A 26,612-nucleotide genomic window follows, 5' to 3' on the forward strand; every position below is an offset into this window, starting at 1 on the left:
ATGTTTGTGGCGTTACACGCGTTCACAGTTTTATTTTAGCGTACACGTGTACACTGGAATTATTCTCAGTTAAGCTGATTTGCGGTAATTTCGAACAATATTGGGCGTTTGAGGGTTTGTGATTTATGGGAAATACGGGCGTAGTGATGAAAGCCGAGAACGACGAAAATACCGCTACGGCGTATCCGTGGGCGGAAGAAATAGCCAATAGCATCAGCCACGGTATCGGGCTGGTTTTCGGTATTGTCGGGCTGGTGTTGCTGCTGGTGCAGGCGGTGGATACCGGTGCGGATATGACGGCCATCGCCAGTTACACGCTTTATGGCGGCAGCATGATCCTGCTGTATCTTGCCTCCACCCTGTACCATGCCATTCCGCATCAGAAAGCCAAGCACTGGCTGAAAAAATTTGACCACTGCGCCATTTACCTCTTGATTGCCGGTACCTATACGCCGTTTCTGCTGGTTGGCCTGAACTCGCCGCTGGCCAAAGGGTTGATGGCGGTTATCTGGGGGCTGGCGCTGCTGGGGGTCTTGTTCAAACTGGCGTTCGCCCATCGCTTTGAGGCGTTGTCGTTGGTGACCTATCTGACGATGGGCTGGCTGTCATTGATCGTGATTTATCAGTTGGCGACTCGCCTGGCGATCGGCGGCGTAACCTTGCTGGCGGTAGGTGGCGTGGTTTATACCCTGGGGGTGATTTTTTACGCTTCCAAACGGTTCCGCTTCGGCCATGCTATCTGGCATGGTTTCGTGCTCGGCGGCAGCCTGTGCCACTTTATGGCGATTTATCTGTACGTTTAATATCCACTGAACCTTTCACGTTGCAGCGTTGTTGGCTGCAACGTGAAATCTATTGCGGATAGACTCAGACGCGCTCTGACAGCGCCTATTTTTCTTCTAGCAACGAATACGGCAAGGGTTTGATCGTCAACTGACTTGCGGCATCGTCACGTACCCGCAGCTTGCTGTCGGTCTCTAAATCGTTATTCAACACCGCCTGCACCCAAAGCCGGCCATCGGCCAGTTTGCCGGCGGCCAGCACCGTGCCGGTCCGGCGCCAGTTCTCGCCCAACTGCAGTTCGAGATCCTCAGCGGCCAGCGGCACCCGCCCGGCTTTGCCTTCCAGCCAGTACAGCGCACGCTTGTTGGCACCGCGGAACTTGGCTCGGGCCACCATCTCCTGGCCGGTATAGCAGCCCTTACTGAAGCTGATGCCTTCCAGCGCCTGCAGGTTGGTGGCCTGCGGAATCAACTGCCCGCTGTTGGCGGCGTCAATCACCGGGTAACCGGCTTCGATATCCAGCGTCAGCCATTGTTGGCTGTCGTTCAGCTCTGCCTGCTCGTTCAGCTTGCCGACTAATTGTTCGGCCACGGCGGCAGTGGTCACCAGCAGAAAACGTTCCGCCGGCAGGGAGAAATGCAGCAGGGTGGTTTCACCCTCTTGTACCACCTGATGCTCGGCGTCCGGCAGGCTGTTGAATACGCCCGCCAACGCTGCGCGCGCCTGAAAACCGGCTATGCCCAGCAGCACCGCTTCGCTATCGGCGGCAATGGTGAGTTTGGAAAACACCGCGTATTTCTTGATTTCCGCCAGTTGGCTGTCCAGCACGCTGCGGCGTTCCAGATAGGCGAAGCCTTCACCGCGGTGGAACAGACGCAGGTTGCTCCACATTTTGCCCTTGGCGTCGCAGTGGCCGCACAGCACGTGACGATCGTCCGCCAGCGCTTCGATGTCGGCGGTCACCTGGCCCTGGAGGTATTTCACCGTATCCGGGCCGTTCAGCGTCACCAGCGCCCAATCTTCCAGAGAGATCAGGGTCAGGGGCAGATGGGAGGAAGCGGAAGGCTGACGGGGTGGAAATGGAATTTTATACGCCATAGTAAGATCCTGCTTAACGTTTAGCTTACCTGAAGGTGTGTTGGCCCCATGGTAAAAGAGGCGGCGGGCTTTGCAAACTGTTATTCGCGCTTGCATCCCCGGCAGCGCTTTTTTTGACATTTAGCGCTTTATTCCACTTTACGCTGAGAACGTCCTTCCCGGCGAGTATGTCAAATTGTTACTCTATGGGCTTGCGGCCAAAGGTAACCCTTGCAGACAGATCTTTGGCCGATGGAATTATATCGCGCAGGCGTTGCCATACAGTGTGTCGGTTGAACCCTGCGATGGCTTTCGCCACGCCGAAAAGAGGTTAGTCATAACAACATGGATATTAATAATAGAGCACGTATTCACTGGGCCTGCCGCCGTGGTATGCGCGAACTGGACATCTCAATCATGCCGTTCTTCGAGCATGAGTACGACCAGTTGAATGACACAGACAAAGCCCTGTTTATCCGCCTGCTTGAGAGCGACGATCCCGATCTGTTCAACTGGCTGATGAATCATGGCGCTCCGCAAGACAGTGAACTGCAGAGAATGGTGACACTGATCCAGACGCGAAATAAAGACCGTGGCCCAGTGGCGATGTAATGTCCGCATTTCCTGGCGCACCCAGTTATTCTCGCTGCTGACCCATGGCGTTTTGATCCTGCTGATCCTGATTGCGCCCTGGCCGGAAGGCTACGGCCCGCTCTGGCTGGTGCTGCTGACGCTGGTGGTGTTTGAATGTATCCGCAGCCAAAAGCGCATTGCGTCACGGCAGGGCGAATTGCGCCTGCTGGGGAATAAGCGTGTGAGCTGGCACGGACAGGAATGGTTGCTGGTAAAGCAACCCTGGATGCCGCGTTACGGCATTCTGCTGACGCTGCAGCCGACGCAGGGCAAAAAGCGCCGCCGGCTGTGGCTGGCCTCCGACAGCATGGGCAAAGCCGAATGGCGGCATCTGCGCCAGCTGTTGCAGTACCCGTCGGCCGATGATGACGAGGAACCCTGATGAAGCCGACGCTTTGGCTGGTGGAAGATGAGCCCAGCATTGCCGATACGCTGATTTATACCCTGGAGAGCGAAGGCTTTCAGGTACGCTGGTTCGAACGCGGCGAGCCGGCATTGCAGGCGTTGGCGCAAGGCGCGCCGGCGCTGGTTATCCTCGATGTCGGCTTGCCGGACATCAACGGTTTTGAACTGTGCCGCCGTTTGTTGTCGCAGTCGGCGGATTTGCCCATTCTGTTTCTCACCGCCCGCAGCGACGAAGTCGATCGCCTGATAGGGCTGGAGATCGGCGCCGACGATTACGTCGCCAAACCTTTTTCTCCCCGCGAAGTCAGCGCCCGCGTGCGTACCATTTTGCGTCGCCTGCAAAAACAGCAGCGCCTGCAGCAGCCCGCACTGTATACCTTTGGTCCTTTTGGCCTGGATGAGCCTGCGGCGACCATTTATTACCATCAGCGGCCGCTGCCGCTGACCCGCTACGAATTTCTGCTGTTGAAAACCTTGCTGCTGGCGCCCGGCCGGGTGTTTTCACGCCAGCAACTGATGGACAGCGTTTGGGCGCAAGCGGAAGAGAGCCTGGATCGCACCGTCGACACCCACATCAAAACGTTGCGCGCCAAGCTGCGTGCTATCGACCCCGCTGAACCGCCCATTCACACCCATCGCGGCATGGGGTACAGCGTGAGCCGCCAATCATGAGAATCGGCCTGCGCCTGTTGCTGGGGTATTTCCTGATTGTGGCGGTGGCGGGCTATTTCGTGCTGAGCATTTTCGTACAGGAAGTGAAACCCGGCGTGCGGCGTGCGACCGAAGGCACGCTGGTCGACACCGCCAATCTGCTGGCGCAAATAGCCCGTCTGGACATGCAGCGCGACGACGTGGCGCACGGGCAGCTCGCGCAGGCATTCACCCAGCTTAATCAACGGCCAATTGGCGCCAACATTGCCGGTATCCGCAAGGATCGCAGCGAATATCACGTGTATCTCACCGATGCGCGCGGTACGGTTATTTTTGACTCCGCCGGCCAGGCGGTCGGCCAGAACTACTCACGCTGGAATGACGTTTATCTGACGCTGCGCGGCCAATATGGCGCACGCAGTACGCGCAGCAATCCGCAGGACGAAAACAGCTCTGTGATGTACGTCGCCGCGCCAGTGCGCGAGCAAGGCAATATTATCGGCGTGCTCAGCGTGGGTAAACCGAACAGCACCATGGCGCCGGTGATCAAGCGCAGCGAGCGGCGGATCCTGTGGGCGGGGGCGTTGCTGTTGGGTATTGCATTGCTGATCGGGCTGGGCTTCGTCTGGTGGATCAACCGCTCGATTGGCCGGCTGGTGCGCTATGCCGACGGCGTCTCGCAGGGCGAAAGCGCGCCGTTGCCAACCATGGGCAGCCACGAGCTGACGCAATTGGCGCAAGCGCTGGAAAGCATGCGGATGAAGCTGGAAGGTAAAGCTTATATCGAACAGTACGTGCATACCCTGACCCACGAACTGAAAAGCCCGCTGGCGGCGATCCGCGGTGCGGCCGAGCTGCTGCAGGAACTGCCGCCTCCGGCGACTTCCCGGCGATTTTTGACCAATATCGAACAACAAAGCGCCCGTATTCAGCAACTGGTGGACAAGTTGCTGGTGCAGGCTCGCCTCGAGAGCCGTCCCGGCCTTGAATTGGCACCGCTGGCTATGGCGGCGCTGGTACGCCAGGCGGTGGCGGGCAAAGAGGCTCAGGCGGCGCAGCGCGGCGTTGTGTTGCAGGTGGATGAGCTGGAGGCGATCACGCTGACCGGCGATGGGCTGTTGATTAGCCAGGCACTGACCAATCTGCTCGACAACGCGCTGGATTTCACCCCGCCGGGCGGGGTAGTCAGCCTGTGTGGCGAACGCCGGGAGAGTCATTACCTCATCACCGTCAGCGACAACGGCAGCGGTATCCCGCACTACGCGCTGGGCAAAGTGTTTGAGCGTTTCTATTCGCTGGCGCGGGCCGATAAACCCAAAAGCAGCGGACTGGGCCTGAACTTTGTGCAGGAAGTGGCGCGTTTGCACCGGGGCGGCATTCAGTTGCACAACCGCCAACCGTGCGGCGTGATAGCCGTTTTCACTTTATCGCTCTGACTTCACCGTCCCTTCACATAACCACATCTTGTTTTCACCTGCCGGTTTTATCGTGGCGCCATTACCTACAAGGAGCGCGCAGCGATGATGAAATCGGTACTGTTTTGGAAAATAACCACTCTGCTGGGATTGATGATTTTAATGATTATCCCGGTGACGCAGTTGATGAACGTGATTGAGGAGCGCAGTGGCTATCGCCAGAGCGTGGTTGGGCAGGTAAGCGAAAGCACCAGCCGGGCGCAGCGCATTTTGGGGCCGTTGATTGTCATCCCTTATATCGAACGAGAAGAGAAGAAGGATGACAAGGGGCAGCCGACAGTGCAGAGGGTGCGGCATTATCGATATCTGCTGCCGGAGAATTTGCAGGTCAGCGGCAAGCCGAACGTAGAGGTACGCAAGCTGGGCATCTATCAGACTCAGGTGTATCAGGGGCCGTTAAAGTTTCAGGTGAAGTTCGGTCAGCCGGAGTTGGCTGATTTGCAGCGCAGCAACGTGACCCTTGAGCAACCCTACTTGTTGGTTGCGCTCAGCGACTCGCGTGGCATCAAGAGCATTTCACCGCTTGCCAGCGCCCAGCCGCCAACCACCTTTGAACCGGGTACGCGAGTGGATGCGCTGCCGCAAGGCATTCATGCGCCGCTACAGCTTGCCGCGTTGCAAAAAGAGGGGCTGGATGCCGACTTTACCCTGACGTTGGCGGGCACCAGCAGCCTGTCGCTGGTGCCGCTTGGCCGCAGCAGCGAATTGACGCTGCAAAGCAACTGGCCGCACCCTAATTTCCTCGGCAACTTCCTGCCGGATGAGCGCAAGGTGACGGAAAAAGGCTTTAGCGCCCGCTGGCGCAGCACCTGGTTCGCCAATAACATCAACAGCGCATTTCACTATGACGATGGGATCATTGACGAAGACAAACTGCCGACCTTCAGCACCAGCCTGATTGAACCCGTGGATCACTATCAACTGACCGAGCGTGCGGTGAAATATGCGGTGCTGTTCATCGGGCTGACGTTTATGGCGTTTTTCCTGTTCGAAACTCTGACCGGTTTGCGGGTACACCCGATTCAGTATCTGCTGGTCGGTGCCGCACTGGTGTTGTTCTACCTGATACTGCTGGCGTTCTCCGAACATTTCGGCTTCGCGACCGCCTACCTGTTGGCCAGCGTGGCCTGCAGTGGCCTGATCGCCTTTTATCTCAGCGCGGTGCTGCGCGGCAAGCGGCGCGGGGCGATGTTCGCCGGCAGCCTGCTGATGCTTTATGGCGTGTTGTACCTGTTGTTGCAGTCTGAAGACAATGCGCTGGTGCTGGGGGCAGGGCTGTTGTTCGCCATTCTGGCGGGGATAATGCTGCTGACGCGTAAGCTGGATTGGTATCAGGTGGCCGACCCGGCGCGGTTGAGCGGCGAAATACCGACCGCTGACGGCGAAAACCGCTTCAGGTTGTGGAAATAAGCAGAGGCGTTGGGCGCGGCAATCGCGCCCATTGGCATTACAGCAGCGGTTCCATCTCCAGCAGGATCTGTTCGCACCACTGTTGCAGGCGGTCTTCGCTCATATCGTATTGGTTCACCTCATCCAGCGCCAGGCCGACGAAGTGTTTGCCATCTGCACTCAGCGGTTTCGGGCTGGTGAATTCAAAGCCTTCAATGGGCCAGAAGCCGATAAACTGCACGCCGAGCGGGGCGATGTGATCGTGCAGCATGCCGAGCGCATCGAGGAACCATTCGCCGTAGCCGAGCTGATCGCCCATGCCGTACATGGCGACAATTTTCCCCTTCAGATCCAGCGTCGCCAGTTGCGGCCAGACGGCTTCCCAATCTTCCTGCAACTCACCGAAATCCCAGGTAGGAATGCCGAGGATCAGGATGGAATACTCTTCCATCAACTGCGGGGACACGTCTTTCAGGTTGTGCAGGTCGACCAGGTCTTCGCCCAGAATCTCACGGATTTTTTCTGCCGCCATCTCGGTGTAGCAGGTGCTGGAGCCGTAAAACAGACCAATCTTCATTTTTAAACCGTTATGTTACCGTTCGTGGAATGGCATCGAGTGTACCAGATTTGCGCCGGCTTAAGGCATAATGGCGCAGGTGGAAAGCTAACAAAGAGAGGACCGCGTGCAACAGCAAGAGAGTGCGCTGATTGAGCAATTCCTGGATGCGCTGTGGCTCGAACGCAATCTGGCAGAAAATACGCTGGCCTCTTATCGGCTGGATCTGCAGGCGCTGAACGCCTGGCTGAACCATCAAAATACCTCGCTGTTACAGGCACAGGCGCTGGATCTGCAGGCGTTTCTCGCCGAACGGGTGGAGGGGGGCTACAAAGCGACCAGTTCCGCGCGTTTGCTGAGCGCCATGCGCCGCCTGTTCCAGTACCTGTACCGCGAAAAGCTGCGGGAAGACGATCCGACCGCGCTGCTCGCCTCGCCGAAGTTGCCGCAGCGGCTGCCGAAAGATCTGAGCGAAGCGCAGGTCGATGCCTTGTTGCAGGCGCCGTGCGTCGATCAGCCGCTGGAGCTGCGAGACAAGGCGATGCTGGAGGTACTGTACGCCACCGGCCTGCGAGTATCCGAACTGGTCGGGTTGACCATCAGCGACGTCAGCCTGCGCCAGGGCGTGGTGCGGGTGATCGGTAAAGGCAACAAGGAACGGCTGGTGCCGCTGGGCGAAGAGGCGGTGTACTGGATCGAAAATTATCTGGAGCACGGCCGCCCGTGGATGGTCAACGGGCAGGCGCTGGATGTGCTGTTTCCAAGCAACCGCTGCCAGCAGATGACCCGACAGACGTTCTGGCATCGCATCAAACACTATGCGATCCTAGCGGGTATTGATAGCGAGAGGCTGTCACCGCACGTGTTGCGCCACGCGTTTGCCACCCATTTGCTGAACCATGGGGCCGATCTCCGTGTCGTACAGATGTTATTGGGGCACAGCGACCTCTCTACCACACAAATTTACACGCATGTAGCGACCGAACGACTTAAACAGCTACATCAACAGCATCATCCGCGTGCCTGACACGCCGGGTTCAAAAGGATTGGAAGAATGAAGAAAGGTTTAATGCTGCTCTCTCTGCTGGTGGCTTCGGTGACCGGTACGGCCCAGGCCGACGATGCGGCAATCAAAAAAGCGCTCGGTAGCCTGGGCATTCAGCAGGCGGAAGTACAGCCCTCACCGGTTAGCGGCCTGAAAACCGTGCTGACCGATAACGGCGCGCTGTATGTGACCGAAGACGGCAAACACATTCTGCAAGGCCCGCTGTACGACGTCAGCGGCAAAGAACCGGTTAACGTCACCAACCAACTGCTGAACACCAAACTCGAAGCGCTGAAAGATCAGATGATCGTCTACAAGGCGCCAAAAGAAAAACACGTGATTACCGTGTTTACCGACATCACCTGCGGCTATTGCCACAAGCTGCACCAGCAGATGAAAGAGTATAACGATCTGGGCATTACCGTCCGTTATTTGGCGTTCCCGCGCCAGGGGTTGAATTCCCAGGCCGAGAAAGACATGCAGTCAATCTGGTGTACCGCCGATAAAGCCAAGGCATTCGATTCCGCTTTGAAAGGCGATGCGGTGTCCCCGGCGACCTGTAAAACCGACATCAGCAAACACTATGCGCTCGGCGTGCAGTTCGGCATTCAGGGCACTCCGGCCATCATTCTGCAAAACGGTATGATGATCCCGGGTTATCAGGGGCCGAAAGAGATGGCCGCCATGCTGGATGCGCATCAGACCACAACCAAAACCGGTGGTTAATCGCCGGTGAGCATCAAAACGCAACTACGCCGCCGAGCGGCGACGGACGACAGCCATCTGCCCGCCAGCCTGCATCCGCTGCTGCGCCGTTTATACGCGCTGCGCGGCGTTAAGGCCGAGAAGGAACTGGAGCGCAGCGTCAAAGGTTTACTGCCCTGGCAGCAGTTGGATGGCATCGATACAGCGGTGGGTATTCTGCAACAGGCGCTGGCCGCGAGTCGCCGCATCATGGTGGTGGGGGACTTTGACGCCGATGGCGCCACCAGTACCGCGTTGACGGTGCTGGCGTTGCGCAGCATGGGCGGCAGTGCGGTTGACTACCTGGTGCCGAACCGCTTCGAGGACGGCTACGGCCTGAGCCCGGAAGTGGTCGAGCAGGCGGCGGCGCGCGGCGCAGAGTTGATTCTGACCGTGGATAACGGCATCTCTTCCCACGCGGGCGTTGACGTGGCGCACGCCAAGGGCATGCAGGTTCTGGTTACCGACCACCACCTGCCGGGGGAAACCTTGCCGGCGGCGGAGGCGATCGTCAACCCGAACCTGCGGGGCTGCGAGTTCCCGTCAAAATCCCTGGCCGGCGTTGGCGTGGCTTTCTATCTGATGCTGGCGTTGCGTGCCCGGCTGCGTGACAGCGGCTGGTTTGAACAACGTGCGTTGGCAATGCCGAATCTGGCTGAACTGTTGGATCTGGTGGCGCTGGGTACGGTTGCCGATGTGGTGCCGCTCGACGCCAACAACCGCATTATGGTGTATCAGGGCCTGAACCGCATTCGCGCCGGCAAATGTCGGCCGGGCATTCGTGCGCTGCTGGAAGTAGCCAATCGCGATGCACGCCAGCTGGCGGCCAACGATCTTGGCTTTGCGCTGGGGCCGCGGCTCAATGCCGCCGGGCGTCTGGACGACATGTCGATTGGCGTGGCGCTGTTGCTGAGCGATGACATTGCGCAGGCGCGCATGTTGGCTAACGATCTCGATGCGCTTAACCTGACACGGCGTGAGATTGAGCAGGGCATGCAGGTCGAGGCCTTGCAGCTGTGCGACGAACTGGAGCGCAGCAGCAGCGCTTTGCCGTATGGGCTGGCGATGTATCACCCTGAATGGCATCAGGGCGTGGTGGGCATTCTGGCCTCGCGCATCAAAGAACGTTTTCACCGCCCGGTGATTGCGTTTGCGCCGGCGGGCGAGGGTATTTTGAAAGGCTCCGGTCGTTCGGTAGCCGGTTTGCACATGCGCGACGCGCTGGAGCGGCTGGACACTCTTAATCCGGGCTTGATGATGAAGTTCGGCGGCCACGCGATGGCGGCCGGGTTGTCGCTGGAAGAGGCCAAATTCGACGAGTTCCGCCAGCGTTTTGGCGATTTGGTGGGGGAATGGCTCGATCCGGCGATGCTGGAAGGGGTGATCTGGTCCGACGGTGAACTGGCGATGCAAGAGCTTTCGCTGGAAACGGCGGAGCTGCTGCGCGAGGGCGGGCCGTGGGGGCAGGCGTTCCCGGAACCGACTTTCGACGGTAAGTTCCGTATCCTGCAACAGCGGCTGGTGGGCGAGAAACACCTGAAGCTGATGGTGGAACCGCTCGCTGGCGGCCCGCTGCTCGACGGTATCGCCTTCAACGTGGACACCACCCTGTGGCCCGACAGCAGTGTGCGTGAAGTTGAACTGGCCTATAAGCTCGACGTCAATGAGTTCCGCGGTAATCGCAACGTGCAGTTATTGATCCAGCACCTCTGGGCGCGTTGATTTTTCCTGAACGGGTGCGGTGATGCCGCGCCCGATTCAGATACGCATCCCTCCCCCCACAAAAACTGACCAACTCGCTATAAACTGACGCCCGGATCCGATAGAATTACCGGTTCTAATGGCATTTCGCCATCGACGACATCAACGTAAAAGAACGCTAAAAACCATGTTTGAAATTAATCCGGTAAAAAACCGAATTCAGGACCTGTCCGAGCGGACTGCCGTTCTTAGGGGGTATCTTTGACTATGATGCCAAGAAAGAACGCCTAGAAGAAGTCAACGCCGAGCTGGAACAGCCTGATGTTTGGAACGAACCCGAGCGCGCACAGGCGCTGGGTAAAGAGCGCGCGGCGCTTGAAGCCATCGTGGAAACCATCGATCAGCTGGAACAGGGCGGCGAAGACGTCACCGGCTTGCTGGAACTGGCGGTTGAAGCCGACGATGAAGAAACCTTTAACGAAGCCGTAGTCGAACTCGAACAACTGTCTGGCAAGCTGGAACAATTAGAGTTCCGCCGTATGTTCTCCGGTGAATATGACAGCGCGGATTGCTACCTGGACATCCAGGCCGGCTCCGGCGGCACCGAAGCACAGGACTGGGCCAGCATGCTGTTGCGCATGTACCTGCGCTGGGCTGAGTCCAAGGGCTTCAAAACGGAAGTGATTGAAGAGTCCGACGGCGACGTCGCGGGGCTGAAATCCGCCACCATCAAGATTATCGGCGACTACGCGTTCGGCTGGTTGCGCACTGAAACCGGCGTACATCGCCTGGTGCGCAAGAGCCCGTTCGACTCCGGCGGCCGCCGTCATACCTCGTTTAGCTCGGTGTTTATCTACCCTGAAGTGGATGACGATATTGATATCGACATCAACCCGGCAGATCTGCGTATTGACGTTTACCGCGCCTCCGGTGCGGGCGGTCAGCACGTAAACAAAACCGAGTCGGCGGTACGTATTACCCACTTGCCGACCAACATTGTGGTGCAGTGCCAGAACGACCGTTCTCAGCATAAGAACAAGGATCAAGCGTTTAAACAGCTGCGAGCCAAGCTGTACGAGTTTGAGATGCAAAAGAAAAATGCTGATAAACAGCAGATGGAAGACAACAAGTCCGACATCGGCTGGGGCAGCCAAATCCGTTCTTACGTGCTGGATGATTCCCGTATCAAGGATTTGCGCACCAACGTTGAAACGCGTAACACGCAGGCCGTATTAGATGGCGACCTGGATAAATTCATTGAGGCAAGTTTGAAAGCCGGGTTATGAGGAACAGAAATGTCTGAGCAACAACCACAGGGCGCCGATCAGGCGTTGGAACTCAATAATGAGTTGCAGTCACGCCGTGAGAAATTGGCCGGGCTGCGCGAGAACGGCATTGCGTTCCCGAATGATTTTCGTCGCGACACCACGTCCGACAAGCTGCACGCTGCGTACGGCGATAAAGATAACGAAGAGCTGGAAGCGCTGGGTGTAGAAGTCACCGTTGCCGGCCGCATGATGACTCGCCGTATCATGGGCAAAGCGTCATTCGTGACGCTGCAGGACGTCGGCGGCCGTATCCAGCTGTACGTTGCGCGCGACGATCTGGCGGAAGGCATTTATAACGAGCAGTTCAAGAAGTGGGACTTGGGCGATATCCTTGGCGCACGCGGCAAGCTGTTCAAAACCAAGACCGGCGAGTTGTCCATTCACTGTACCGAACTGCGCCTGCTGACCAAGGCCCTGCGTCCGTTGCCTGACAAGTTCCACGGCCTGGCCGATCAGGAAACCCGTTATCGCCAGCGTTATCTGGACCTGATCGCCAACGATGAATCGCGCAACACCTTCAAGGTGCGCTCTCAGGTGATGGCGGGGATCCGCAACTTCATGGTGGAACGCGGCTTCATGGAAGTCGAAACCCCAATGATGCAGGTGATCCCGGGCGGCGCTTCTGCGCGTCCGTTCGTTACGCATCACAATGCGCTGGACATCGACATGTACCTGCGTATCGCCCCGGAGCTGTACCTGAAGCGTCTGGTGGTGGGGGGCTTCGAGCGGGTATTCGAAATCAACCGTAACTTCCGTAACGAAGGCGTTTCTCCGCGTCATAACCCAGAGTTCACCATGATGGAACTCTATATGGCCTACGCGGATTACAAAGATCTCATCGAGCTGACCGAATCGCTGTTCCGCACCCTGACTCAGAACGTGCTGGGCAAAACTCAGGTGCAGTACGGTGACGAAGTGTTCGACTTCGGCAAGCCGTTTGAAAAACTGACCATGACCGAGGCGATCAAAAAATACCGCCCTGAAACCGATTTGGCCGATTTGGCCGATATGAGCAAGGCGGTGGCTATCGCTGAATCTATCGGCATCAAGATTGAGAAGAGCTGGGGCCTGGGTCGCGTTGTGACCGAGATCTTCGAAGAAGTGGCGGAAAGCCATCTGATTCAGCCGACCTTCATCACCGAATACCCGGCGGAAGTGTCCCCGCTGGCGCGTCGTAATGATGATAACCCGGAAATCACCGACCGTTTCGAGTTCTTCATTGGCGGCCGTGAAATCGGTAATGGCTTCTCTGAGCTGAATGACGCGGAAGACCAGGCGCAGCGCTTTGCTGACCAGGTTAATGCGAAAGACGCAGGCGATGACGAAGCGATGTTCTACGACGAAGACTACGTCACTGCGCTGGAGCACGGCCTGCCGCCGACTGCAGGCTTGGGTATCGGTATCGATCGCATGGTTATGCTGTTCACCAACAGCCACACCATTCGCGATGTGATTCTGTTCCCGGCAATGCGCCCGCAGAAATAATCTTTTGCTGAATGAACATCAACCGGTGCAGGCGACTGCGCCGGTTTTTTTTCGCTTGTTGGAGGGAAATTTTGGGCCGCTGCGGCTAACTGCTTAAAACATCGGCAGTTACGCGCTATCTCCGCTTGCCCGGCGTGGATAACCGGTTATAATGCCAGTCGCACACCGATGCGGGTGTAGTTCAATGGTAGAACGGCAGCTTCCCAAGCTGCATACGAGGGTTCGATTCCCTTCACCCGCTCCAAGCCTTCCTGTTAGTATCTTCTCTTAATAAATCAGCAAACTAATAATTGGTTGAGTGTTCAGGTACCTACAAAGGTATCGCAAGGAATTACCCACCCAAACCTGACCCTGACCCAAAATCCTGATCCCTTCAGAGACAAGATCCCGGCATGATAGACACTTCCCGAACTGAGGTTGTGCCGATGAAAAAATCGCGACTCACCGAAGAACAGATTGTCTCTGCCCTGAAGCAGGTTGAGCTGGGTACGACGCTACCGGAATCCTGCCGCAGGCTGGCTATCTCCGATTCTACCTTTACGCATGGCGTAAGAAATACGGTGGGATTTATATTGTGATACTCATTGATTATAAAAGTAAGGCAGGGTAACAAATAAATGTCACCCTGTTATTTTATTGTCTCAGTTAACTTTATAAATCCCGGCATGCCATGGTTTTAGAACGATCATGGTGTCATTTTTTCTTGCTGTATGTTGGTTATTGCTTTCTATAATGACATTATCAATAGAAAGGTTTTTAGGCAGCGAATAGCGAATTGTTTTTTCTTTAAAATTAATGATTACGAGATATTTTTCTGTGCCAAGAGTTCGGGTGTAAGCGTAGACAGATTCATTTTCAGGATCCAGATCCATGTAGGTTCCATAGGTCAGGGTTGGAATATCATGACGAGTCTTGATCAATTGACGGTAATAATTAAATACCGAGTTAGGGTCGTTGACCTGGCTTGCTGCATTGATTGCCGTGTAGTTAGGGTTGATCTTGAACCATGGCGTTCCGACCGTGAAGCCTGCATTTTTGCCGGCATCCCATTGGAATGGCGTCCGGTTGTTATCTCGACTGGTCTGGCGCACGTTTTGCAAGAACTCATCGGCTGTCACCTTGCCTGTCTCAACGTAATCGTGCCAAAAACCTTTAACTTCAATATCCTCAAAATCATCCATTTTTTTAAATGGATAGTTGGTCATACCCAGCTCTGAGCCTTGGTAAATGAAAGGGGTGGCCCGTTGGGTCAGTATCAGGGTTGCAAGCGCTTTAGCTGAGGCTTCACGCCATTGCGGGCGATCATCACCAAAGTGAGATAAGGCTCGGGGATAGTCGTGGTTATCCAGGAAGAAGGCATTCCATCCATATTCGCCTGCGGTGTGGTCAACTTTGTCGATAGTTTGGCGGAATTGCGCGAGGTTCCAGTCTTTCCGGCGCCATCTTTCATCAACGTAACGATCGATCCTGAGCAGATCAAACGTAAAGGCAATATTGAGTTCATTGCGGCGGCGATCGACGAAATTAATCGATTGCTCCAGGGGGACGCCAAAAATTTCCCCTGCGGTAGCAACGTCGTAATGAGACAAAACCTCTCTATTCATTTCATTGACGTAACGATGAATGTTTGGGCCCTTAGTGTATTCTTCTGCAAAGTGCGCTACCCGCTGCTGGGGGAGGTCTGGGAAACCCGGAATTTTTGAATAGGTGGCAACGGTATCGAAACGCAGACCAGAAACCCCTTTATCTAGCCAGAAGCGCAGCATGTCATACAGTTCCTGGCGAACTTTTGGGTTATCCCAATTGAGATCTGGCTGTTGCCTGGAGAAATAGTGAAGGTAGTATTGGCCAGTCTTGTCATCTTTTTGCCAAGCTGAGCCGCCAAAGAAGGAGGGATAATTATTGGGAGCCTGGCCGTCTTTGTCATCACGCCAGAAATAATAGTTGCGGTAAGGGCTGTCCTTACTGCTTTTACTCTGAATAAACCAAGGGTGTTGATCACTGGTATGGTTGATAACGACGTCAATCATCAAACGCATGTTGCGTTTTTTCATTTCGGCAATCAGACGATCGAAATCTTCCATTGTGCCGTATTCTTTCATGATGTTGCGGTAATCACTAATATCGTAACCGTTATCTACATTCGGCGAGTCATAATGCGGATTTATCCAGATGGCATCAATCCCCAATGTTTTTAGATAGTCTAACTTCTCAATGATACCGTTAATATCGCCGATACCATCTCCATTGGTGTCTTTGAACGAGCGCGGATATACCTGATAAAAGACGGCCTGCTTCCACCATGTGGGGAGAGTGTCCGATTGTTGAACAATCGCCTCGGGAGCCTTGGTTTGTGTGGCACCGTAGGCCTGATAACATTTAGCTGAAAAAGAGGTGGCAAGAAAAATGGCTATAGCTGTGCTCAATCCATAACGGGACATTACATTATTCTCCAGGTTTTAATTTTAAAAAACTAAAATCCCTAGCGGACCATTAATATCAATGGTATATAGATGCCCTCTAAAATAATCACGACAATTTATTATTCCAGAGGGTGGGATAAGAAGCTGGATTATTATGTCTGTTAATAGTCATAGGGTAAAGATTGGAAGAGCGGTGGTTGAGTTATAACGAAGTAATTTAAGAAAATAACGACTTATATAGCGGTTTTTGCTGAATCCAGTTGGTTTTAATGGTTTTATTTCTAATAAATGCTGTTAATTTTTATCGGGAAATATCTTCTGTTATGTGCATTCATTTTGAAGAATATAGTTTATAAAAGAAATGACTACCTGAGTAATAATTATAGGGTTTGATTTTGTTTATTATATGATGTAAGTCATGGAATAATTTTATTCTCTATTGAAATTTTAATTCCAAGATAAGGTGGTTAGATGCTGCCTTTTAAAAATGCGTATTTATAATGGTTTTTTTTGATTTAACCTTGAATATAAAATACCTGGCTGCTGCAGCCAAGGCTTTTATGATACTACTGGCTTCAGATTCAACATTAATGAACTTAATAATTTCTTACTGCTAAGGTACTGCTTTTAAATGTACACATTTATCACAGAAAACATTGGGTATGTTACGATTTCCCTGATGATGCATGGGTGCTGATTAAGAAATGCAAAAACCCGCCATAAGCGGGTTTTTGATCACTAATACTTAACTGCTCAGGCTGTTGCCTTCATCGCGATTGTAAGTTTTAGCGAGATTATCGGCGATTAAAGCGCGATAACGTTTACAGCAGAAGGGCCTTTAGCGCCGCTCTCAACAGAGAACTCCACTTTTTGGCCTTCGTCTAAGGTTTTAAAATCGCTGCTCTGGATAGCGGAGAAATGTACGAATACATCTTTGCTGCCATCTTGCGGAGTGATAAAACCGAAGCCTTTATCTGCGTTGAACCATTTTACTAAACCAGTCATTTTAGTAGACATAGATACATCCTTTTTCATTTTTGAGCCACTCATCGTGGCGAACATGGCCTGTTTTGCAGAATTTTACTTATGGGGGCACTTAGGAGGAGGCTCATGAAGAAGGGGTATCTAGAGATAACGCTTGAACTGAGGACTGCTTTACTAAAACTGCTTTCATAAGGTCTGTGTTCCAAACCGATGACGTCATAGTAGGCTTGGTTTGATTTATTAAGCAAGGATTAATTTTGTTAATGTCATTGGCAGGCCAATATATCCTGATGTGGTGTGATGATTTTATCGTGATTGGCTGGGGAAGGCGTTTTTCATCGCGATGTGGTTGATGCATAAAAAATAAAAGCCCTGACCGTTGCAGCCAGGGCTTTTATGGTACTATCGACTTCAGATTTAACATTAATTAACTTAATATTTCTTACTGCTAAGGTACTAATTCTAAATGTACACGTTTATCACAGATAATATTGGGTACTAATACTAACTAAAACCTCCCCTATATTTACCAGTTCACATTATCCGCCAACCCGAATGAATATTCCAAGGTCTGGCATTTTAAACAAGTACATCTCCCCTCGCGATATAGACTCTTGATGCGTAGCCTCACTTCCATTGCGATCTTGTTGCACTGTTTTCTGCACTATCTTGAAAACCAATCGCAAACAAAAAAAAATTGAATCATGACCTTACATCATCGCGTTTTGGTCCACACCCTGCGATTGTAGATACTGACTACATGGCCTTAAAGCGCCATCAAGCGAGGGTGTAACTTTTCCTCGGCATTGATGCCCATACAAAAAACACTTCGTGGCCTTTATCGCAAAATAAATTTAAATCAACTTGATTAACACTTTTGGTAATAACAGTCAGCTACCATTTCGCTGCTGCTGATAACCAATTTACGGGTTTTTAAAAGGGTGTCAATACTGTTTTTAATGACATGTTTTTAATAACATGTTTTTATTTACAGTGTTTATAAGCGCCACCCATCAAATTTCACTGAGGGGCTATTTTCATCGGGTTACCTTCGTTGTGGGGGCGTTGCCGGACCGGAATTTTCACTCTGGATGGGGACCGGGCGGGGGGAGGGCAATATTACCTGTTTCACCGGTTCAGAATAACCAAAATTATAGCCGTTGCTGTTGAAGGCCTGGCTGTCGATTTTATGTTGCCGCAGAAACCGCTATTCGGCGCCAGGCGTAGCCCGTTGTCGAAGCAACGGGCCGATCCCAGGATATCAGGGCCTGCTGACGAACCGTGCAAGCTGCTGGTGCAATTGACTGTTTTCTTTACGCAGTTGCTCAATCTCCTCCAGCAGCGTCAAGGTGACCGCGATACCGGGCCAGTCCAGAGCCAATTCGCGATGCAATTGTTGAGCGCGGTGAAAAATGGTCAGCGCCTGATCGTCAAATATCCAGTCCGCAGCCGCCGGGTTACGCGGTTCAATCACCCCAAGCCCGACGATTTCCGTTAATTCGTCCTCTGAAACACCGGTATGCAGGCAAAATTCGGTAATGGTTAAAGTTACTTTTACGTTAGCCATTTTGCTTACTCCACTCTTTGCGTGGGTCAAAAGCGGGTTGAGCCTCCGCCAGTTGTTGCCACAGCGCCGCATTTTTTTCGTCCGGCTTTGGTGGCATCACGACCTTGATCACTGCATATAAATCCCCGGTTTCTTTCTTGCCGACCAGGCCTTTCCCCTTGATCCGCAGCCGCTGACCGGTCTGGCTACCGGCTGGGATAGTCAGCAAAATAGCGTCTTTCAGGGTCGGAACCGGTACCTTGGCACCGAGCGCCGCTTCCCATGGAGCTACCGGCAGGACGATCTCCAGATTATGGCCGACGATGTCGAACAGCGGGTGCGGCGCGATGCGGATGATCAGATAGAGGTCGCCATTCGCGCCGCCGTCAGTGCCCGGCGCACCCTGGCCTTTCAGGCGGATGCGTTCACCATCGCCCACGCCGACGGGGATCTTCACATTAAGGGTTTTGGGTATTTCCTGCTCCACCATGCCGAAAGCGTTATAAACCGGCAGGCTATAACGGATGGTCCGGGTTTGCTCGGCCAGCGTTTCCTCAAGGAAAATCGCCACTTCCATCTCGATGTCTTGCCCGCGCATGGCGCGGCTTTGGCGGCGGTGTTGCGAACGCGCGCGTTCGCCAAACATTGAGGAAAAGATATCGGAAAAATCTTCGGCGTTATTGGCGTTGCCGTGCTGCGCCTGGCGGCCATAATTGGGGTCGTTGCGGTGTTGCACCAATTGATCGTATTCGGCGCGGCGTTCATCGTCTTTTAACACCTCATAGGCTTCCGCGACTTCCTTGAACTGCGCTTCGGCATTCGATTCGGTGCTGACGTCGGGGTGATATTTTCGCGCCAGGCGACGATAGGCCGTTTTGATAGCCTTGAGATCGTCCGATGGCTTAACCCCTAAAATGGCATAATAATCCTTGAATTCCATAGCGTAATCATCTCATTTCAATCTTTCATCTGAGGGAATGGCTGAGCCTGCATTGCATGAAACCTTACTCAGGGTAGGGCACTTGCCACCGGGGCATCGACATGATTGTGCGGCCGGGCAGCTAATGAGCGAAAAAGGCGGGGCGGTAACCCCCCCCCCTTTATGTATGCGCTTAACCGCGTTTTAGCTGTCTGGCGACCCTGAACAGGCTGAAAGCGCTGAACAACATTTCAATACCGATGAGGGTGGTCACCAGTATGACCGATGTCATAGGATCGGCGCTAAACAGCATCCAGGCGATCGCCAGATCCAAAAAGCCAATGACGAACTGCAGCCAACTGCCGCTGACTTCACGCAGTTTATAACCGGCAACCAGCCGCACAATACCACCGAGTGCAAACAATATGGCGAGGTATATCGCCAGCGTCAGAATGCCGGCTAATGGACTGGTGATGAACAGGTAGCCGATAATCAGATAAGCCACGCCCAGTAATATGCCGCCAATCATCGGCCAGGTATTTTGCGCCCGATTGGCTATCATTCCTGTCACCAACGCCGCGCCGCTCAGCAACAGTAATACGCCGACCAGAATGCTCAGTACTGTGCCGGATGCCAGCGGGTTAATCAGGCACAGAATGCCGCCCGCCAAGAGCAGGAAGGCAATGATCAGCAGGACAGTGCGTTGCTTTTTGAGGCGTTCTTCACTCAGGATGGGCAGATTTTTATGGTCAAAATTTAACATGACAGTTCTCCATTTGTCGTACGGTACTCAGTAATCCCTACTTGTTTAGCATAGTCCTTTTGGCGCTTTTTGACTGCCCCGGTGCAAATGTTACTATTGACGCCTGACGCGTATCAGCGCCCCGGAAATATGATTGAGGACAGGATTTGAGCACAGGAAGCAAACTTGCGTGGTGGCGCCGCGCCGCAGTGTGTCTGGCATTGAGCCTGCTGTTGGCCGGTTGTTCGGGCAAAAATAGCTATAACCGCGATTACGATAAACTGCCAAAGGGCAGTTACAGCGGAAAATCCTATACCGTCAAACGTGGCGATACGCTGTATTACATCGCCTGGATCACTGACAGCGAAGTCAGCGAACTGGCCCGAATCAACAAGATACGCCCGCCCTACGGGCTGGAAGTCGGGCAAAAGCTGCGGCTGAGCGGCAGCGCTCCGACCAAAACGGCGTCAAACCGGCGCAAAAATACCTCTTCCGGCGCGGTGTTGGCTAAATCGGCGCCGCCGCCGGGGGCTTCACGCTGCTGGCGCTGGCCGGCCAGCGGCAAGATAGCGCAGAAATATTCCACCGCAGACGGCGGCAACAAAGGTATAGATATCGCCGGCACTCGCGGCCAGCCGATCTTCGCTTCTGCCAAGGGCAAGGTGGTGTACGTCGGTAATCAGCTGCGCGGCTACGGCAACCTGATCATGATTAAGCACGGCGAAGACTTCATCACCGCCTATGCGCATAACGACACCACGCTGGTCCGCAACGGCCAGGATGTAAAGGCAGGGCAAAAGATTGGTACCATGGGCAGTACCGGCACCGACTCCGTGTTCCTGCATTTCCAGATCCGCTATCGCGCCACCGCGCTCGATCCGCAGCGTTATCTGCCGCCGCAAGGCGCTTCGCCATCTTGTTAAGCCTGGAGATAACGGCCCGTTCCGTCAGGGAACGGGCCGTTATCATGGGCTATTTCCGTTTCCTTCCACATAGCCAGATCAACGCCAACAGCACCACCACCGCAACTCCGATGGCCGGAGCCATATAAGGTTGCAGCTTCGCCAGCAGCGGTACCGGGCCGCCGGTGCGCAGCATCGCCACGTCCTCTTCGCTTACCGTCACCTCCGGGTTGCCGTAGTTTTTCAGCACATAATTGCTGATGGCGGCGATTTGCCGATCGGTTAATGGATTGACGTAGGATTGCGGGCCAAAGTTCGGCATCAGCACGTCCTCGTTGCCTGCTTTGCGCTGCACGCCGAACAAAATGGCGGAGATCAGGTTGGCCGGGTTGCCGGAACCGGTGGCGGTATTGTTGAACAGCGAAGGATAGGCCTGGTTTTTGCTGCCGCTGCCGTCCGGTTGGTGGCAACTGGCGCAGTTGCCGCTGAATAAGGCTGCACCATCGCTGACGGTATTATTGGCATTGGACGGGTGCAGACCGCGGAGCGTCGGTTCGACGTTCAGCGGTTGACCAAAGCTGTCCGCTGCCTGTTTATCCTGAGCATCGCGGATCGGCACGGTACTTTTCAGGTAGACGGCAATGGCCATCAGATCCTGTTCAGGCAGGTATTGCAGGCTGTTTTCCACCGCCTCTGCCATGCCGCCAGCGGCCTGATTTTTCCCGGCGACCCGCCCGGTTTTGAGGTATTGCACCAGTTCTTCATTGCTCCAGCCGCCGATGCCGCTGACGGCGTCCGACGTAATGTTCGGTGCATACCAACTTCCCACCATGCCCCCCGCCAGCGGTTTATCGGCGCTTTCCGCCATCAGCAGGTTGCGTGGTGTATGGCAGGTATCGCAATGCCCAGGGCCGTTAACCAGATAGGCACCACGGTTCCACTGTTCGCTTTTCTCGGCATTGGGCTGAAAGCGATCCTTATCCAGAAACAGCAAGTTCCAGCCGGCCATACTGAAGCGCATATTGAACGGGAAGGGCAGTGCGGTCGGCGTATTCTTCTGCTCTACCGGCTTCACTCCCTGCATAAAGTAGGCATAGAGCGCGTGGATGTCCGCATCACTCAATTTGCTGTAGGAGGTATAGGGCATTGCCGGGTAGAGATAGCTGCCATCGGCGCGCACCCCATCGCGCAGTGCACGAGCGAACTGTTGTTCCGTGTAGCCACCTATGCCGTCATGCGCCGAAGGGGTGATATTGGTGGAGTAAATTACGCCCATCGGCGAGTTGATGCCGTAGCCGCCGGCAAAGGGCTTGCCGCCGCCAGGTTGGGTGTGGCAGGCCTGGCAGTCCGAAGCTACGGCAAGCTGCTCACCCTGTTTAAGTAACGCAGCGCTATCGTCGGTCGCCAGGGCGGTGCCGCTCAGCCCCAGCAACAGGGCCAATCCAAGTTGTTTCTTCATGATTTTACCGTCAGCGATTGGGCGATGTCGTCGGCGGCCTTGATGCCCAACGCTGCCATGGTTAGCGTGCTGTTGACTACGCTGGCGGAAGGAATGGCGCCGCCACCGGGCAGCCAGAGGTTGGTATGGTCGTGGGTTCGACAGTTGCCATCCACCACCGAATCATGCGGATCGCTGCCCATAATGGTGCCACCCATGATGTGATTATTGGCGTTCAGGCTGGTGGTGATTTTGAACTCATCGGCATCGAACAGGCGTCCAATATGCTCCAGCTGTTTATGTGCGGCCTCGGCGCCCTTGCGCACGTAATCGCCTACATCGTAATGAATATCCGGACACGGCAGGCCGTGAGCGTCCTTGCGGTTGGCGCTCAGCGTCAGGCGGTTGTTCGGATCTGGTAACGGTTCCAGGCTAATCGACAAATCAACGCCATAGGCCGCGCGCCGGCGGATCTCTTCATCCAGCACTTTACCTACCAGGCCCTGCGCCAGCGCCTTTTGCGTTGCGGGAACTATCTGATTGATATTATTAAGTATCATCTTGTTGGCAGAATAGTCCTTACGGAACTCGCCGTCGCGCGGTCCCACCAGGCAACTGCTCTGCGCCGGGCCGCGGCCGAGCCACAGTGGCTCCTTAGCCAGGAAGGTGCAGTGAAAGCCGGAGTGATCCATCATATTGCGGCCAACCTGATCGGAAGAGTTGGCGATGCCGTTGGGGTTCTGCTTATTGGCGGCAAGCAGCAGCAAGCGCGGCGTTTCGATACCGTTGCAGGCCAGCGCGAAGGCTTTGGCGCTGGCTTTATGAGAGCGTTTTTGATTATCCAACCAGTGCACGGCGGTAACGCGATTCTGGTCGTCGGTATCAATTTTGTAGACCACCGACTCCGCCAGCACCACTGCGCCTTTCATTTCCGCGCGTTCGACATGATGGATGCCGTTATACATGGCACCAATTGGGCAAATCGGCTGACAGTTGTTGTTGCCGCAACAGGTCGGGCGGCCTTTCCACGGGCGGATGCTGCGTCCCTGCGGGATTGGCACCGATCGGTAGCCGTGCGGGTTGACCACTTCGGCGAAGCGGGTGTCGCCGTAGGCCCAGGGCACCATGTCCATCGGATAAGGTTTGCTACGCTCCACCGGCGATTGCTGCGCCGGATCGTTGGGGCCTGCGACACCGATTTCCTCTTCTGCACGGCAGTAGTAGGGTTCGAGATCGTTATACGAAATTGGCCAGTCGCGGCCGACGCCGTACAGGGTTTTCATCTGGAAATCGCTCGGCAAATGGCGCCAGCAAGACGCTGCCCAGTGCCAGGTAGTACCGCCGACGGTGCGCAGATAGCCTTGTTTGAAGCTGCCGGCGCTGGGGCCACTAAGGGCTACGTAGTTGTTTTCCGGGAAGTAGAGCGGTGCGGTGGCGTATTCAGATTGTGGATACAGCCCCTGGAAATCTGAGCCCGCCCGGTTATCGAACGGCATGTTACGCCAGTTTTCCACCGCTTGGGCGCGATCGATGCGCAGGCCGGCCTCCAACACCAGGACGGAATAGCCGAGGCTGACCAGTTGGTCGGCCATGATGCCGCCGACAATGCCGGAGCCGACGATCACGATATCGGCCGATGCGTCGCCATTGGCGGTAAATTCAGGTTTTTTCATCAGGATAATCTCAGCGAACGGGAGTCATGGTCATCGGCGGAGCGGCGGTCCACCACAGCGGGCCGTTGCCGCAATAGGTCGGTACGATCAGCGCATCGCTGGCGGGGCGGTACATCAGCGCATCCTTGTAGGCGATCAGCACAGCCTGCTGGCCATGCCCGACGGTACCGGTATACCAGGCGCTGATAATGGCGGTGAGCAGATCCTGCAGGCCGGCCTGGATTGCCAGCGTTTGCAGCTGTTTGGCACTTTGCCCCGGCTGCAGCAAGGCGCTTAGCTGCTCAATTTGAGCAGAGAAATTGGGGATGCTGTCGCTCAAGGCGGTGAATATTCGCGCCGACATGCCCTGGTCGATGTCCTGATGTTCGGTAATAGTTCGGGACAGAGTGAAGAAACGTGCAAAGACAAGCGGGTTGGCTGCTGCGGTTCGCTGCTCAGCCTGGGTCAGAAATGGATAGCCAAGCAGGGAGGTGGCGACAAGGACGGAAGCCATGCCGAACAACACATCTCTTCTTCTGAAACCGGTTCCATTGTTATCCGAACGCAAATTTTCGCTGGGTAATGCAGTGCTCATGGTGAATTTCTCGCAACTGGTGTTAAAGCCTGAGTAGGCGAAGATAGGACAGATACTGAATACAAGATGATGAAATAAAGATACTTTTGATTATTGATTGATAGCCAATAATTCATTGTTTAATAATTTTTTCGGATATTAACTTGCTGGTAACTTCTCAACAACAAATTTTAACGGCGAGCCTGAAGGATCGCACTTTAAGAATAAATTGGGCGAAGGAAAGCGGCATAGCCGCTGAGCCAGGGATGCTTGCTCCAGAGATCAAAAAAGGCGGCGATAGCGGATTTCATAAGGGGTTCGCCGTCATACGTGCCAAAATAGATCACTCGCCGACACCGCTACTTTGACTAAGAAGATAAATATTACCTTATGGATCGCTCCCGTTTATTAACCTTCCTGCTGCCTTACCTCTGGCCGAAAAACAACCCCAAACTGCGGTGGTATCTGGTTATCGCCTGTATTTTCATGGTGGTCGCCAAGGTGAGTACTTCGCTGGTGCCGCTAGCGTATAAGGCGATGGTCGATGCACTGAGCGCGGATACTGCGAAAATGCTGGCCATTCCGCTGGGGCTGATCGTCGCCTACGGCGTTGCGCGGGTCGGTGCCACGCTGTTTGAAGAACTGCGCAACGTGATGTTCATTCATCTCAGCCAGAATGCCACCCGCCTGCTGGGGTTGCGGGTGTTCAGGCAATTGCACGCGCTGAGCCTGCGCTTTCACCTGGAACGTCAGACTGGCGGGTTGTCGCTGTCGATTGAGCGCGGCACTCAGGCGGTGGCTACCGTGTTGTCGCGGCTGCTGTTTTCGATTGTGCCTATCTTGTTCGAGCTCACCCTGGTCGCGGTGATCATGTGGCATATGCTGAACGGTTGGTTTGCGCTGGCGATCCTGGCCACCGTCGGCAGTTATATTCTGTTTACCGTGATCGCGGTCAGTTGGCGTACCCGTTTCCGGCGTGAGCTCAACAAGGCCAATGCCGATGCCAACAGCAAGTCCATCGACAGCCTGCTGAACTATGAAACCGTAAAGTACTTCGGCAATGAAGAGTTCGAGGCCGAGCGTTTCAATATGTCGCGCCGGCTGTACGAATATGCCGCCATTAAAAACCAGTTCAGTTTTACCGCCATCAACCTCGGGCAAACCGCCATTATCTCCATCGGGTTGATAGTGATGATGGCGATGGCGGCGCAGGGCATTGTGCAGGGGCGGATGACGGTCGGTGACTTTGTGCTGGTGAATGCTTATCTGCTTCAGCTGTATCAACCGCTGAATTTCTTCGGTTTTATTTATGCCGAAGTCAGACAAGCGCTGATCGACATGGAGAACCTGTTCGATTTGCTGCAGGAAAAGCAGGATATTGTAGATAGCCCTGATGCGGCAGTCTTGGCACTGACCCAGGGCGAAGTGCGTTTTGACTCGGTCAGCTTTGGCTATGATGCGCGTCGGCCGATTTTGAAAAACGTCAGCTTCACCATTCCGGCCGGTAACACCGTGGCGGTGGTCGGCGCTTCCGGTGCCGGCAAATCCACGCTGTCCCGCCTGCTGTTCCGTTTCTACGAGGTGAATGGCGGCTCGGTGTCTATTGACGGCCAGGACATTCGCCAACTGACCCAGGCTAGCCTGCGGCAGGCGATCGGCATTGTGCCGCAGGATACGGTGCTGTTTAACGATACCCTGCGCTACAACATCGGCTACGGCAAAACCGGATCCAGCAATGAAGAGATCGAACGGGCGGCGAAGCTGGCGCATATCCACGAGTTTATCGTCGGCCTGCCTGACGGCTACGAAACCCGGGTTGGCGAGCGTGGCCTCAAGCTGTCCGGGGGCGAGAAGCAGCGGGTGGCAATTGCCCGTACCATCCTGAAAAACCCGGCGATCCTGGTGTTCGACGAAGCCACCAGCGCATTGGATACCCAAACCGAACGCGAGATCCAGGCGCATCTGCGTGAAGTGAGCCGTGATCATACGACTCTGGTGATTGCCCATCGTCTGTCGACGGTGGTGGATGCCGACGAAATCATCGTGCTGGAGGCGGGGGAAATCGTCGAGCGTGGGCACCATGAGGAACTGCTGCAAAGCAATGGCCGTTACGCTGCGATGTGGCAAAACCAGTACAGCGAGGAGTCATAATCTTGCCGG

General features: G+C 54.7%; 23 protein-coding genes, 1 tRNA gene and 1 pseudogene. 15 read left to right on the plus strand and 10 right to left on the minus strand.

Annotation, left to right across the window (positions count from 1 at the left end; genetic code table 11):
• Positions 1-125: 125 nt before the first annotated feature.
• A complete protein-coding gene (trhA, locus tag D4100_RS21445; RefSeq protein WP_043912556.1) occupies positions 126-803 on the plus strand; it encodes a PAQR family membrane homeostasis protein TrhA in 678 nt (225 codons plus the stop codon).
• An 85-nt stretch (positions 804-888) separates the two neighbouring features.
• Here the strand turns inward: trhA and ygfZ are convergent, their stop codons facing one another.
• Positions 889-1,881, minus strand: a complete 993-nt coding sequence (gene ygfZ / locus D4100_RS21450) for a tRNA-modifying protein YgfZ (RefSeq protein WP_119805215.1) — start codon at positions 1,879-1,881, stop codon at positions 889-891.
• A 324-nt stretch (positions 1,882-2,205) separates the two neighbouring features.
• Between ygfZ and sdhE the strand changes: the two genes are divergently transcribed.
• The 5 genes from sdhE to creD all read left to right on the plus strand — a co-directional run bounded on the left by sdhE (position 2,206) and on the right by creD (position 6,434).
• Positions 2,206-2,472 carry an FAD assembly factor SdhE gene (gene sdhE / locus D4100_RS21455; RefSeq protein ID WP_006319419.1) on the plus strand — a complete coding sequence of 89 codons (267 nt, stop codon included), beginning with the start codon at positions 2,206-2,208 and terminating at the stop codon, positions 2,470-2,472.
• Complete coding sequence (locus D4100_RS21460) at positions 2,453-2,875, plus strand: protein YgfX (protein WP_119805216.1); 423 nt, start codon at positions 2,453-2,455, stop codon at positions 2,873-2,875. The genes sdhE and D4100_RS21460 overlap by 20 nt, the downstream gene beginning before the upstream one ends.
• Positions 2,875-3,570: a two-component system response regulator CreB gene (creB, locus tag D4100_RS21465; RefSeq protein WP_006319417.1), complete on the plus strand. Its 696-nt coding sequence runs from the start codon at positions 2,875-2,877 to the stop codon at positions 3,568-3,570. The genes D4100_RS21460 and creB overlap by 1 nt, the downstream gene beginning before the upstream one ends.
• On the plus strand, positions 3,567-4,985 hold the full coding sequence (gene creC, locus D4100_RS21470; protein ID WP_119805217.1) for a two-component system sensor histidine kinase CreC: 1,419 nt from the start codon (positions 3,567-3,569) through the stop codon (positions 4,983-4,985). Before creB ends, creC begins: the two co-directional genes overlap by 4 nt.
• An 84-nt stretch (positions 4,986-5,069) precedes the next feature.
• Entirely contained in the window at positions 5,070-6,434 is a 1,365-nt protein-coding gene (creD, locus tag D4100_RS21475) for a cell envelope integrity protein CreD (RefSeq protein ID WP_119805218.1), read from the plus strand.
• A 37-nt stretch (positions 6,435-6,471) separates the two neighbouring features.
• On the opposite strand, the gene fldB is transcribed toward creD, so the two are convergent.
• Positions 6,472-6,990 (minus strand): flavodoxin FldB, encoded by a 519-nt coding sequence (fldB, locus tag D4100_RS21480; protein WP_006319414.1) that lies wholly within the window; start codon positions 6,988-6,990, stop codon positions 6,472-6,474.
• Positions 6,991-7,096: 106 nt separating this feature from the next.
• On the opposite strand from fldB, the gene xerD reads away from it, so the two are divergent.
• The 7 genes and pseudogenes from xerD to D4100_RS25705 form a co-directional block, all read left to right on the plus strand.
• Entirely contained in the window at positions 7,097-7,996 is a 900-nt protein-coding gene (gene xerD / locus D4100_RS21485; protein ID WP_006319413.1) for a site-specific tyrosine recombinase XerD, read from the plus strand.
• A 27-nt stretch (positions 7,997-8,023) separates the two neighbouring features.
• A complete protein-coding gene (gene dsbC, locus D4100_RS21490; protein ID WP_006319412.1) occupies positions 8,024-8,740 on the plus strand; it encodes a bifunctional protein-disulfide isomerase/oxidoreductase DsbC in 717 nt (238 codons plus the stop codon).
• Positions 8,741-8,746: 6 nt separating this feature from the next.
• Positions 8,747-10,480 (plus strand): single-stranded-DNA-specific exonuclease RecJ, encoded by a 1,734-nt coding sequence (gene recJ, locus D4100_RS21495; RefSeq protein ID WP_006319411.1) that lies wholly within the window; start codon positions 8,747-8,749, stop codon positions 10,478-10,480.
• A gap of 166 nt (positions 10,481-10,646) precedes the next feature.
• Positions 10,647-11,745 (plus strand): peptide chain release factor 2 gene (gene prfB / locus D4100_RS21500; RefSeq protein WP_119805219.1). Its coding sequence is split into 2 segments (ribosomal slippage): positions 10,647-10,721 and positions 10,723-11,745, totalling 1,098 coding nucleotides; the frame shifts between segments, so codons are not numbered across the junction.
• Positions 11,746-11,754: 9 nt separating this feature from the next.
• Positions 11,755-13,272: a lysine--tRNA ligase gene (gene lysS / locus D4100_RS21505; RefSeq protein ID WP_006319410.1), complete on the plus strand. Its 1,518-nt coding sequence runs from the start codon at positions 11,755-11,757 to the stop codon at positions 13,270-13,272.
• Between the two features lie 170 nt (positions 13,273-13,442).
• Positions 13,443-13,516, plus strand: a tRNA-Gly gene (locus D4100_RS21510).
• A 181-nt stretch (positions 13,517-13,697) separates the two neighbouring features.
• Positions 13,698-13,840, plus strand: a pseudogene (locus tag D4100_RS25705) (transposase); the annotation flags it as partial.
• 73 nt (positions 13,841-13,913) lie between these two features.
• Here the strand turns inward: D4100_RS25705 and D4100_RS21515 are convergent.
• From D4100_RS21515 to D4100_RS21540, 5 genes are all read right to left on the minus strand, one after another.
• A complete protein-coding gene (locus D4100_RS21515) occupies positions 13,914-15,713 on the minus strand; it encodes a glycoside hydrolase family 13 protein (RefSeq protein WP_119805220.1) in 1,800 nt (599 codons plus the stop codon).
• A gap of 786 nt (positions 15,714-16,499) precedes the next feature.
• Positions 16,500-16,712: a transcription antiterminator/RNA stability regulator CspE gene (gene cspE, locus D4100_RS21520; RefSeq protein ID WP_004952373.1), complete on the minus strand. Its 213-nt coding sequence runs from the start codon at positions 16,710-16,712 to the stop codon at positions 16,500-16,502.
• A gap of 1,228 nt (positions 16,713-17,940) precedes the next feature.
• On the minus strand, positions 17,941-18,246 hold the full coding sequence (gene cbpM / locus D4100_RS21530; RefSeq protein ID WP_006318861.1) for a chaperone modulator CbpM: 306 nt from the start codon (positions 18,244-18,246) through the stop codon (positions 17,941-17,943).
• On the minus strand, positions 18,239-19,165 hold the full coding sequence (gene cbpA / locus D4100_RS21535) for a curved DNA-binding protein (RefSeq protein ID WP_006318862.1): 927 nt from the start codon (positions 19,163-19,165) through the stop codon (positions 18,239-18,241). Before cbpA ends, cbpM begins: the two co-directional genes overlap by 8 nt.
• 172 nt (positions 19,166-19,337) lie before the next feature.
• Complete coding sequence (locus D4100_RS21540; RefSeq protein ID WP_006318863.1) at positions 19,338-19,907, minus strand: HdeD family acid-resistance protein; 570 nt, start codon at positions 19,905-19,907, stop codon at positions 19,338-19,340.
• A 146-nt stretch (positions 19,908-20,053) separates the two neighbouring features.
• On the opposite strand from D4100_RS21540, the gene actS reads away from it, so the two are divergent.
• The gene (gene actS, locus D4100_RS21545; RefSeq protein WP_043912415.1) at positions 20,054-20,809 is read left to right on the plus strand and encodes an amidase activator ActS; all 756 of its coding nucleotides are present in this window, start codon (positions 20,054-20,056) and stop codon (positions 20,807-20,809) included.
• Positions 20,810-20,858: 49 nt separating this feature from the next.
• On the opposite strand, the gene D4100_RS21550 is transcribed toward actS, so the two are convergent.
• From D4100_RS21550 to D4100_RS21560, 3 genes are read right to left on the minus strand one after another with little or no spacing between them, the layout of a single operon-like run.
• Entirely contained in the window at positions 20,859-22,247 is a 1,389-nt protein-coding gene (locus D4100_RS21550) for a c-type cytochrome (protein ID WP_119805222.1), read from the minus strand.
• Positions 22,244-23,899: a GMC family oxidoreductase gene (locus tag D4100_RS21555; protein ID WP_006318866.1), complete on the minus strand. Its 1,656-nt coding sequence runs from the start codon at positions 23,897-23,899 to the stop codon at positions 22,244-22,246. Before D4100_RS21555 ends, D4100_RS21550 begins: the two co-directional genes overlap by 4 nt.
• Positions 23,900-23,909: 10 nt before the next feature.
• Positions 23,910-24,473, minus strand: coding sequence for a sorbitol dehydrogenase family protein (locus D4100_RS21560; RefSeq protein ID WP_043912418.1), 564 nt, complete (start codon positions 24,471-24,473; stop codon positions 23,910-23,912).
• 369 nt (positions 24,474-24,842) lie between these two features.
• On the opposite strand from D4100_RS21560, the gene D4100_RS21565 reads away from it, so the two are divergent.
• Positions 24,843-26,603: an ABCB family ABC transporter ATP-binding protein/permease gene (locus tag D4100_RS21565; RefSeq protein WP_006318868.1), complete on the plus strand. Its 1,761-nt coding sequence runs from the start codon at positions 24,843-24,845 to the stop codon at positions 26,601-26,603.
• Positions 26,604-26,612 lie beyond the last annotated feature (9 nt).

The organism is Serratia inhibens (genome assembly GCF_003591175.1).
Classification (GTDB): Bacteria; Pseudomonadota; Gammaproteobacteria; order Enterobacterales; family Enterobacteriaceae; genus Serratia; species Serratia inhibens.